Origin of the sequence: Fodinibius sp., assembly GCF_041642155.1 — a bacterium.
Lineage (GTDB): Bacteria > Bacteroidota > Rhodothermia > Balneolales > Balneolaceae > Fodinibius.
Map to the genome: position 1 here is coordinate 1 of NZ_JBEPWZ010000141.1, position 7,344 is coordinate 7,344.

General features: G+C 49.9%; 6 protein-coding genes. 1 reads left to right on the forward strand and 5 read right to left on the reverse strand.

Features of this window, described 5'->3' with window-relative positions:
* From ACESLU_RS09195 to ACESLU_RS09210, 4 genes are all read right to left on the reverse strand, one after another.
* A partial coding sequence (locus ACESLU_RS09195) for a quinol:electron acceptor oxidoreductase subunit ActD (protein WP_372638262.1) occupies window positions 1–151 on the reverse strand: 151 nt, incomplete at its 3' end.
* Between the two features lie 12 nt (window positions 152–163).
* Entirely contained in the window at window positions 164–1,597 is a 1,434-nt protein-coding gene (nrfD, locus tag ACESLU_RS09200) for an NrfD/PsrC family molybdoenzyme membrane anchor subunit (RefSeq protein ID WP_372638250.1), read from the reverse strand.
* Between the two features lie 17 nt (window positions 1,598–1,614).
* Window positions 1,615–4,665, reverse strand: coding sequence for a TAT-variant-translocated molybdopterin oxidoreductase (locus ACESLU_RS09205; RefSeq protein ID WP_372638252.1), 3,051 nt, complete (start codon window positions 4,663–4,665; stop codon window positions 1,615–1,617).
* A gap of 55 nt (window positions 4,666–4,720) precedes the next feature.
* On the reverse strand, window positions 4,721–5,365 hold the full coding sequence (locus ACESLU_RS09210) for a cytochrome c3 family protein (RefSeq protein WP_372638255.1): 645 nt from the start codon (window positions 5,363–5,365) through the stop codon (window positions 4,721–4,723).
* A gap of 374 nt (window positions 5,366–5,739) precedes the next feature.
* On the opposite strand from ACESLU_RS09210, the gene ACESLU_RS09215 reads away from it, so the two are divergent.
* Window positions 5,740–6,303 (forward strand): DUF420 domain-containing protein, encoded by a 564-nt coding sequence (locus tag ACESLU_RS09215; RefSeq protein WP_372638258.1) that lies wholly within the window; start codon window positions 5,740–5,742, stop codon window positions 6,301–6,303.
* Window positions 6,304–6,310: 7 nt separating this feature from the next.
* On the opposite strand, the gene ACESLU_RS09220 is transcribed toward ACESLU_RS09215, so the two are convergent.
* The gene (locus ACESLU_RS09220; RefSeq protein ID WP_372638260.1) at window positions 6,311–7,018 is read right to left on the reverse strand and encodes a metal-dependent hydrolase; all 708 of its coding nucleotides are present in this window, start codon (window positions 7,016–7,018) and stop codon (window positions 6,311–6,313) included.
* Between the last annotated feature and the right edge of the window lie 326 nt (window positions 7,019–7,344).

Consider the following 7,344-nt stretch of genomic DNA (forward strand, 5'->3'; position numbering starts at 1 on the left):
TTGCCTTTTCCATCCCGTGGATGGGGAAAGGGGCATAGGTGTCGAAATCTTTATAGCCGGATTTTTTTACTGAAGCAGCCGCATCAACAAGTTCTTTGGGATTACGGAACTCAGCTAATACACCGTACATATTGTTGTTTTCTGTTTCCATGATTATCAGTTACTAAACAGTTTGCTCTTGTTGTACTACTACAGGTTCGGTTTTGCTCGGGTCAAACTCGTTGGTCTCCCCGTCGTAATTGTGCGGGTCCGCCTGCGGCATCACGCCTTTGACTTCGGCAATGGCAACCATCGGCAGAAAGCGCAGGAAGAGCAGGAAGAAGGTAAAAAACAGTCCGAATGTTCCTATATAGGTCGCAATATCCCAGAAACTGGGCGAATAATAATCCCACGCCGAGGGCATGAAGTCGGTCGACAGGGAAGCCACGGAAATCATAAAGCGTTCAAACCACATGCCAATATTGACAATAATGGAGATCACGAACGTAATAGCTACGTTGCGCCGGATATTTTTGAACCAGAGAAACTGGGGGGTTACCACGTTGCAGAACATCAGGATCCAGAACCCCCAGGCGTAGGGACCTACGACATAGAGCCAGAAAATACCCTGTTCATAAATATACCCGCTGTACCAGGCTACGAAGCCTTCCATCAGGTAGGCAAAGGCCACAAGGTTCCCGGTTATCATCATGACCAGGTTCATTTTTTCCATGATATCGATGTTCATGATATCTTCAAGTCCGTACATCTTGCGGGCGATCAGCATCAGCGTCAATACCATGGCAAAGCCGGAGTAGATGGCGCCGGCCACAAAATACGGGGGGAAAATCGTGCTGTGCCAGCCCGGGATGACGGAAACCGCAAAGTCGAACGATACAATGGTGTGGACCGAAAGCACCAGCGGCGTAGCCAGTCCCGCCAATATCATATACGCTTTTTCGTAGTTCCACCAGTTGCGAAAGCTGCCGGTCCAGCCCAGGGAGGCAATACCGTACGAAATTTTAGCTACTTTGCTTTTGGCCTTATCCCGCAGTGTAGCTAAATCGGGGATCAAACCTACATACCAGAAGAGCAGGGAAACCGTGAAATAGGTGCTCACGGCAAACACATCCCACAGCAGGGGACTCGAAAAATTCGGCCAGGCAGCCATCTGGTTGGGAATGGGAAAGACCCAGTAGATCACCCAGATACGTCCCACGTGAATAGCCGGGAAGATACCGGCGCACATCACGGCAAAGATGGTCATGGCTTCGGCAAAACGGTTGATCGCGGTCCGCCACCCCTGGCGAAAAAGGAATAGAATAGCTGAAATCAGCGTACCCGCGTGACCGATTCCAACCCACCATACAAAGTTGATAATAGCCCAACCCCATCCCGCCGGGTTATTTAATCCCCAGATACCGGTGCCATCCCAAATGAGATAACCGATAGCGCCTAAAAGAACAATAAGTAGGATGTTGGCAAGTCCGAATGCCAGGTACCACAACTTGGGTGTGGGGGACAGAGGGGTCTTTGCGATAAGATCGGTAATACTCCCAAAGGTATGATCACCTTTTACGAGTTTTGGCTCCGGTACGTATTGATAATCTGTGCTCATCGTAAAATTATTGAGAATTAAGCCAATTTGGGATTGGGATTACGAATTTTGGAAAGATACGACGTTCGCGGTCGGGTATTCAGCTCTTCGAGAAGCAGGTAGTTTCGATTGTTTTTCTTTGTCTTGACCACTTCGCTTTCAGGATCCGTAAGATCACCGAAGTAAATAGCGTCGGCGGGACATGCTTGCTGGCATGCCGTTTCGACCGAGCCGTCGGCGGGTTTCTTCGTCTCGCCGTCCGTCTCAATTTTTGTCTCGATCTTGGCACGATTAACCCGCTGCACGCAATAGGTGCATTTTTCCATAACCCCGCGGAAACGAATAGTCACTTCCGGATTCATCGCCATCTGGACGATCTCAGGATCGTCACCTTCGGTTAAAAATTCTTTGGTATAGTTGAAGAAATTGAAACGGCGTACTTTGTACGGGCAGTTGTTGGCACAATAACGGGTACCGATGCAGCGATTATAAGTCATCTGGTTCATCCCGTCATCGCTGTGGGTCGTAGCCGCTACCGGACACACCTGCTCGCAGGGAGCCAGCTCGCAGTGCATGCAGGGCACAGGCTGGTGAAGGGCCCTGGGATCGTTGACGTCGCCGTCATAATACCGGTCATTTCGAATCCAGTGCATTTCACGTCCCCGGCTTACCTCGCGCTTGCCGATGACCGGAATATTATTTTCTGCCGTACAGGCGATCGTGCAGACGCCGCAGCCGGTACAGGCGTTCAGGTCGATCGACATGCCCCACTGGGGCTCGTCAGCCGGGTATTCCTGTTCATCAATAGAGTTGAATATGGAGAGCGGCCGGTCTTTCCCGTGCTCATCGGCATAGGCAAGCCCCGGCATCTCGGCATCGTAGGCTGAGTCATAGGTTGAAAAGTCGGGATCGTCGCGATATTCCTGCAGCGTTGCGTGGCGCAGAAGCGATCGTCCCTCCATGGTATTGTGATCCTGGGTACAGGCGATTTCGTAGGTTTTGGCTGTCTTTTCCACCGAGATACCGCTGGCATACAACATCGTAGACGTCGTGCGCAGCGGATACGTATCAACGCCGGTCTTGTTGGCGACACGACCGATACCCTCGCGGCCGTATCCAACGGTAACAGTGATGCTGTCATCGGCGTGCCCCGGCTGTACCCATGCCGGCATTTCAACGGTAGTTCCGTCGACCGTAATAGCAACGACCTCTACTTCCGCTTCCCCGAGTCCCGCTGCGGTGACACCCAGCTGGTCGGCGGTCTCCTTACTCATCAGTGCGACATTGTCCCACGTAATCTTGGTCATCGGCTTGGGCAGCTCCTGCAGCCAGCCGTTATTGGCAAAACGTCCGTCAAAGACGGTAGAATCGGGTCGAATGACCAGCTCAATGCCTTCAGAAGATCCGCTGCCGGTTGCAAAATCACCCGCCGCGGTATTGAAGTTATCGGACAGGCTAACGGAAACCGCGGGAAACTCCTCTTCTTCGGCCACGCCGTCGTGGAGCGCCTGCTTCCACCCGCTCTCAAAATCAGAGGAATAGTACGATTGCCAGGTCTCCTGAACGAGATCATAGCCGTCGCGCTGCTCCCCGGTCAGGATGGTATTTAAAAACTCAATTTCACTGATTCCGGAATAGAGCGGTTCGATTTGAGGCTGAATGACAGAACGGGTGCCCGTATAGGAGGAGCCGTCGCCCCAGGCCTCCAGAAAGTGGGCCCGGTTGAGGTGCCAGTTGGCGAGCCTCGACGTTTCATCGTAATAATCAGAGAGATGAATAACCTGTCCCGCTTCCGAAAGCGCATCGGCAAAGTTCAGATCGGCCGGGGCGGTGAATACGGGATTGATGCCCACCAAAACAATCGTGTCGATCCTGCCGGCGTTGAGATCTTCTGCCAGGCTGGCAAAAGCCTCCCGGCTGTTTTCTTCGTCGAGGTGTGGTACCTGGTGATAGGTAACGGTCTGTCCCGCATTGTCCAGCGCCAGGTTCATGGCGGCCACTGCAGCATGCAGCTCCGGCTTGTGATCTCTTCCGACCGTCAGGATGGATTCCCCGCGATTTTCCAATAGTTCCTCGGCCAGGATGGGAATCCATTCGTGATCTGAAAACTTATTGCTGATGCCGCTGAACGGGGAGAGCCCGCTAACAGCATCCGACAGTTCTGCCGCGAGGGCGTATATAAAGGGTTCTATATCGCTCGACTTGATACGCAGGCGGTTGTCGGCGTTTGATCCGGTTATCGAGAACGTGCTTTCGATCGCATAGAAGCGCGACATGCCGTCTTCGGGCGATTCAATATGCCGGCCATCCGTAAATCTTCTGGTGTTCTCCACGCTGTTCTTGTCGCCGGCGGGATTTAGAAAATCATCATCCAAAGCAACGATAACACTGGCGTTGTCAAACCGGTTGAAGGTGCGCAGCCGCTGCCCGAAAGCGATATTGGTCCCCTCGAGGGCATTATCTTCTCCAAAAGGCTCGTAGGTAATCCATCGGGCGTTTGAGAATCGGGCCAACGCCTGATTCTTCAGCATGTTGTACGTAGGAGAGGAGTTCGCTTCCGAAACAAAAGCGATATTTTGACCGGTATCGGAAAAATGATTGCTGCAAAATTCCGCAAAGGCGTTTACCGATGACCGTTCCCCATCCTTTCTTACGTAGCGCGACCGGTCGGGATCGTACATATTAAGAACAGCCGCCTGTCCGAAAATGCTGGTGTTACCGTTGCTGGCCGGGTGCAGCTCATTGCCTTCGATCTTGGTAGGACGCCCCTCATGATTCTCAACAACAATGCCCGCCAGTGCATCCTGAAAAGGCATGGCTGAAGCGTAGAACAATGGCTTGCCGGGCGTTACGTCCTCCGGCATATCGGAGTAGGGCATAATCTTCTGAACGGGACGGCGGCAGGCTGCAAAGCCGGCCAGGGCAATAGAAGCGCCCATCACGCGCAGGAAACTGCGTCGGGATACCTCGTCGTTGAGTTCAGTAGCATTTTCGGGAAACTCGCGCTCGACGTACTTCTCATACTCTTCGTTTCGTGCAAGTTCGCCCAGGCTTTTCCAGTAGTTGGGATTTTTGACTTCTTCGCTCATTCGGTTACGATTGCATTAATTCAAATTCGTTCGGCGTGCTACACCTTATTGGCAATTAATAGTGACAGCTTTGACAATCCGTCGGGGGATTGATATTATTTTCGGAAACAAGCTCTTGTCCTTTTTCTATTTGGTTTACAATCTCATAACCCATTGTCGTTACTTCCTCGGCGGGACGCACGTATTGTTCGGGATTGCGGTGACAGTCAAGGCACCAGCTCATGCTGAGCGGTTCAACCTGCTGGACGACGTCCATACGATCTACCCGGCCATGACAGCTTTCACATCCGACGCCGACGTTTACGTGCGCTGCATGATTAAAATAAGCATAGTCGGGTAGGTTGTGTACCCGTATCCATTCAACGGCTTCTCCCGTTTCCCAGCTCTCCCGAACTTTTTCCAGTCGCGGACTATCGGTCATAACCTGGTTGTGGCAATTCATGCAGGTCTCTGTGGCGGGAATATTGGCGTGCTTTGACTCAGAAACATTCGTGTGACAATACTGGCAGTCAAAATCCAGCTGGCCGGCATGAAGTTTATGGCTGAAGGGAACAGGTTGTTCGGGGACATACCCCACATCGGTGTATTCGGGAGAAAAATAATACCAGACACCGGCAACCGCTGCTGTTGCAAAAATGATAAGCCCAAGCAATAGTTGGCGTGGAACTTCGTCTGCCCATTTAGGAAAAATCTGAGCCATAGGTCACGTATAATTTATCGTTGCTTATTTGGCAAATGTTCGTAACAAAAGTTTCGGCCTGAAGGTATGGAAAATCCAACTCTTTTAGAACCTGCAAAAATACCTTCGGCTATATTTAAATCTATTCTAAATAGGGGAGATACCAATCTTTTACCGCTCCCGAAATAGTGGACTAATATATAATCAATTTTTTAAAAATGCCTAACACAAAAGCCGACTTGTTTTCAGGTAGCGCTGAAATAATGGCAGTTGAGCCGATAAGCCGGCTGCTTTCGGGATGGATGTCAGGCGTTTTTTTTCGAAATAGCTCTTAATAAATTACCTATTATTTGTACCTTTGACCCCTGTTAAAGTAATCTTTTAAACTCTTTTTGATGACACATGATGAACCGTTTACCCTTGACCTTCTTAAAGATATCAGCCCGTTTAAAGCCATCGGGGTTATACTATTAATAAGTGGTGTTGCCCTGGGGTTTTTGGTCTGGCTTATTTATTTCAAAGGAGGGAGTGATTACAGCTCAAACCTGATTACCAGCCTGCCTGCGCTCAACGCCTTATTAAACAGCACCAGTGCGGTATTGCTGCTGTTTGGTTATAAAGCCATTCGGGATCGAAATTTCAGCAGGCATATGAACTTTAACCTCACGGCTTTTGTGACCTCCTCGCTTTTTTTAATCAGTTATGTCGTCTACCACAATTTTCATGGCAGTACCCCTTTTAGAGGAGAGGGCATGATCCGGCCGGTCTATTTTTTTATTCTGGTATCACACATTATTCTTTCTGCCCTGGTCTTGCCGATGATTTTAACCAGCTTTTATCTCGCTTTTTCAGGAAAGCTGAAGCTGCACCGCAAGGTTTCCAAAATCACCCTCCCGGTATGGCTCTACGTTTCCGTTACCGGTGTGATCATCTTTTTTGTACTTCGGGCTTATAGTTGATGGATTATTATTCCAAAAAGTTTTCTCCCGCTTCGGGAATCCAGACCTCGGTATCGGTTGATTCCTCGGTATATGCTTTAAAGTCTTCGGGATCTCCGCTTAACACGGGGAAGGTTCCGTAATGAACCGGTACGGCATAGTCCGCCTGGATGAGATCGCATGCCATAGCGGCTTCTTCGGGCCCCATGGTATAATAATCCCCCATGGGGACAGCAATGACGTCCGGGTCGTACAATTCCCCGTACAGCTCTAAATCGTAGAAAATGTTGGTATCACCCAGATGATAGAAGGTAATATCGTCGTCGAAGGCAATAACCAGTCCGCCCGGATCGCCGGCGTAGTCGCCCTGAAAGGAAGAGCTGTGGTTGGCCGATACCATCGTTACGGAAAAATCATCGAAAGAAACGGTTCCGCCCTTGTTGATTTCGACCGCCTGATCCTCGGCCAGGCCGTGTTTGCTGACAAGCAGCCGCGAGAGTTCAACCATCGCCACGACGGTGGATTCCGTCTCCCGGGCGATCTCCAGGGTGTCGCCCACGTGATCGGCATGCCCGTGAGTCAATAAGATATAGTCAATATCATTTTGTTGTTTGTGTTCATCCGGGGTCGAAGGATTTTGAGAGAGAAACGGATCCACCAAGATGCTTTTGCCGGCCGAACTGATGAGCTTAAAAGCCGAGTGTCCGAGCCATTGTGCCTGAACTGCTGTTTCCATAGATATTTTAATTTTATTGATTAAGTTAACAAGATGTTACGGATCTTTTATTTTAGGTTAAAGATAATAATTAGGCCATGCAAATACCTCGCGACAATATGGATGATATTGGGGTTGGACTTGGAGTCTACGAAGGCTTTGCTCGGCCAACCTTGTTTCGAGTAACGTGTTTGGTGAGTAGATGTTATATCAGATGGTTTAATGGGGTATTTTGTCCCTCACCGTGTTGCAGAAGTATATATTGAATATAGATATCATGGAACATAGAAACCATACTAATGAGAGTATAGCCCTGTTTAGACTGCAGGCCAAAAAACAAATGCATG